Source organism: Candidatus Zixiibacteriota bacterium (assembly GCA_021159005.1).
Taxonomy (GTDB): domain Bacteria; phylum Zixibacteria; class MSB-5A5; order UBA10806; family 4484-95; genus JAGGSN01.
In genome coordinates, this window is sequence record JAGGSN010000157.1 from 1 (window position 1) to 2,363 (window position 2,363).

A 2,363-nucleotide genomic window follows, 5' to 3' on the forward strand; every position below is an offset into this window, starting at 1 on the left:
GAAGAAGAAACCTGCGAAGAAGAAACCTGCGAAGAAGCCGCGTGCCAAAAGAGATAATGACATCACCATCGAGCTCCCCGAGCGCATCCGAAAGACGAAAACCCCTAATATGGTAAAAGTCCCGCTCATCAACGACCCCGTGCCGATAGAAGACGTTGTGCTTTCGTCGAAGGAAGAAGAGATCCTCAACCAGATAAAGAACCCATTGGCGGTCGGAACATCGGTCGAAAAAGTATACGATTCGATTGCTGTCGATATTGAGGAGATGGACGAAACGCGGATGCTGATAATATTCGCGTACCTTCCAGAAGCCAGCGCGACGAAGCTTCTTAACTACATCGAAAAACTTCGCAAAGCGGCAGCGCCAATCGCAGAGCGAATTGAAGAATTCACTGAAGAATTCGCTGAAGTCGCAAAGAAAATCCCGCGCAGTCAGATAAAAGAACTGGCAGACAGAGGGTGGGATGTGGTCACTTACGTATTTGCACCAATCGGTGTCGGAATCATCCTCAATAGACCCGCGATGATAATCAACGCTATGTTCGAGGAGTTCCTGATGCTTTTCGACGGTGTGGCATTTCCTGAGTTGACGGAGATCGTATGCAAGTTGTTTGTCGCTACACAAAGTGAAAAGCCCGAGAGAATCGTGAACTTGTCACAACAGTTTTTAACTACGTTTACAAAGTTAAAGGAGACTGATGCTGTGCGAAAGCCTCTGTATGAAGAATGTCAGAAGATCGTGGACAGAGAGCTGGGAGCAATCCCCGAAGCACTTGAGATCGCAAAGTATTTAGAGAAAGCATTGATTGACGAGGAGACATAAAATGATAACAGAGGACATACTACTCGATAAGATGATTGAAGCCGGCGCATGTGACGGTTTAGACAAGAAGAACTGCATAAAATCGATCAAGCTGGTATTCAAGTTTGGTGATGCTAAAATATCGCTGGTGAAGGCGATAATGGGACAAGATTTCAACAGGTTCGCCGACAACTATCGTGCCGCAATCGATAAAATCACATCGGACTCTGCACAGGTTACTGATTCGGATGATGAACCAGTCACTAAACCACCTGAAAATGGCGACGATTCGTTTTATGACGAAATCAGCTAAAAAAAGAATGTGAGATCCCACAAAATTGTGGGATCGATTGCTGTGCTCTACTTCGCGAGAGCTTCGTACCCAGCCTTCATGTTCGCGACCAGTGTCTCGAACGCCTTGTCGCATCCAGCTTCATTGATGCCGAGGAAGTTCGCGCATACCTTGTGTGAGTACTTTGCTTTTGCTGCTTCTGTGCTTGCCATGTTGTTATACCTCCGTTTGAATTACTTCGCGAGAGCTTCGTACCCAGCCTTCATGTTGGCGATGAGCGAATCGAACGCCCTGTTGCACCCCGTAACCCGGATGCCCAGAAAGTTCTTGCACACCTTGTGTGAGTACTTTGCTTTTGCCGCTGCTGTGCTTGCCATGTGTTTAGTCTCCCATGTCGTCGATTATCGTTCGAGAGGTTGTCGCTTGAGAGCCTCATACCCTCTGCGCATGTTTGCCAGCATGTCCGCAAACGCCCTGTCGCATCCCGCTGTCGATATGCCAAGGTAGTTCGCGCACACCTTGTGTGAGTATTTTGCCTTTGCGGCTGCGGTTGATGCCATATCTATCCCTCTCGTTCAAATGCACTCTCGCTACTTCGCGAGAGCTTCGTACCCAGCCTTCATGTTCGCGAGTAGCGTATCGAACGCCTTCTCGCATCCGTTTGCATTGATGCCGAGGAAGTTCACGCACACCTTGTGTGAGTACTTTGCTTTTGCTGCTTCTGTGCTTGCCATTGTGTATGTCTCCTGTTTACGGGTCTATATGCATACCACGTGTTTGATGCAGTCCCGTTTATTGAACAAACATAGCTCTGATACCCGGAGTATAAATACCTGTGTCTAACAATGTTATACATTTTTTGATAGTTTGCGCTCGGAAGTCTTAAATACAGATCGCCGGTATATGTACTACCATGACCGAAGATTCTGTGCAGGATAGATCGAACGCTGATACTTGCTGGGCTGCTATGAAAGCGGTGCAGGAAAACCTTCGCCGTTCTTGTGGTATGGGCACTACCATCAAGCTTGGTCCAGTGACAATCGATGTCCCTGAAACCATAATACACATCATCAATGAAACGGAATCAGTATCGAATATACGCGATAAACAGATCGATGCGATTATTGATACAAACTGGTGCAAGGAAACCGCCGAAGCGATGTATTCATCGATGTCTGTTTTCGAGCACGACTCTCCGTCATATTTCCTTGGTCTTGCGAACGTCGAGTGGACGATTGCTGAGGCAGTTGTCGATGAGATCGGGCAGAA

Annotated in this window: 5 protein-coding genes; 3 read left to right on the forward strand and 2 right to left on the reverse strand. The window is 47.4% G+C overall.

The features are described 5' to 3' along the window. Together J7K40_10275 and J7K40_10280 are read left to right on the forward strand one after the other, a co-directional pair. Positions 1-823 (forward strand): hypothetical protein (locus J7K40_10275; protein ID MCD6162784.1); only part of this gene is annotated, 823 nt, incomplete at its 5' end. Between the two features lies 1 nt (position 824). After that, positions 825-1,115, forward strand: coding sequence for a hypothetical protein (locus tag J7K40_10280; protein ID MCD6162785.1), 291 nt, complete (start codon positions 825-827; stop codon positions 1,113-1,115). Between the two features lie 47 nt (positions 1,116-1,162). Here J7K40_10280 and J7K40_10285 read toward each other — a convergent pair whose 3' ends face one another. Both J7K40_10285 and J7K40_10290 read right to left on the reverse strand, forming a co-directional pair. Then, positions 1,163-1,306 carry a hypothetical protein gene (locus J7K40_10285; GenBank protein ID MCD6162786.1) on the reverse strand — a complete coding sequence of 48 codons (144 nt, stop codon included), beginning with the start codon at positions 1,304-1,306 and terminating at the stop codon, positions 1,163-1,165. A gap of 378 nt (positions 1,307-1,684) precedes the next feature. Next, positions 1,685-1,828, reverse strand: coding sequence for a hypothetical protein (locus tag J7K40_10290; GenBank protein MCD6162787.1), 144 nt, complete (start codon positions 1,826-1,828; stop codon positions 1,685-1,687). A 179-nt stretch (positions 1,829-2,007) separates the two neighbouring features. Between J7K40_10290 and J7K40_10295 the strand changes: the two genes are divergently transcribed. Further along, the coding region (locus tag J7K40_10295; GenBank protein MCD6162788.1) for a hypothetical protein at positions 2,008-2,363 on the forward strand (356 nt) is incomplete at its 3' end.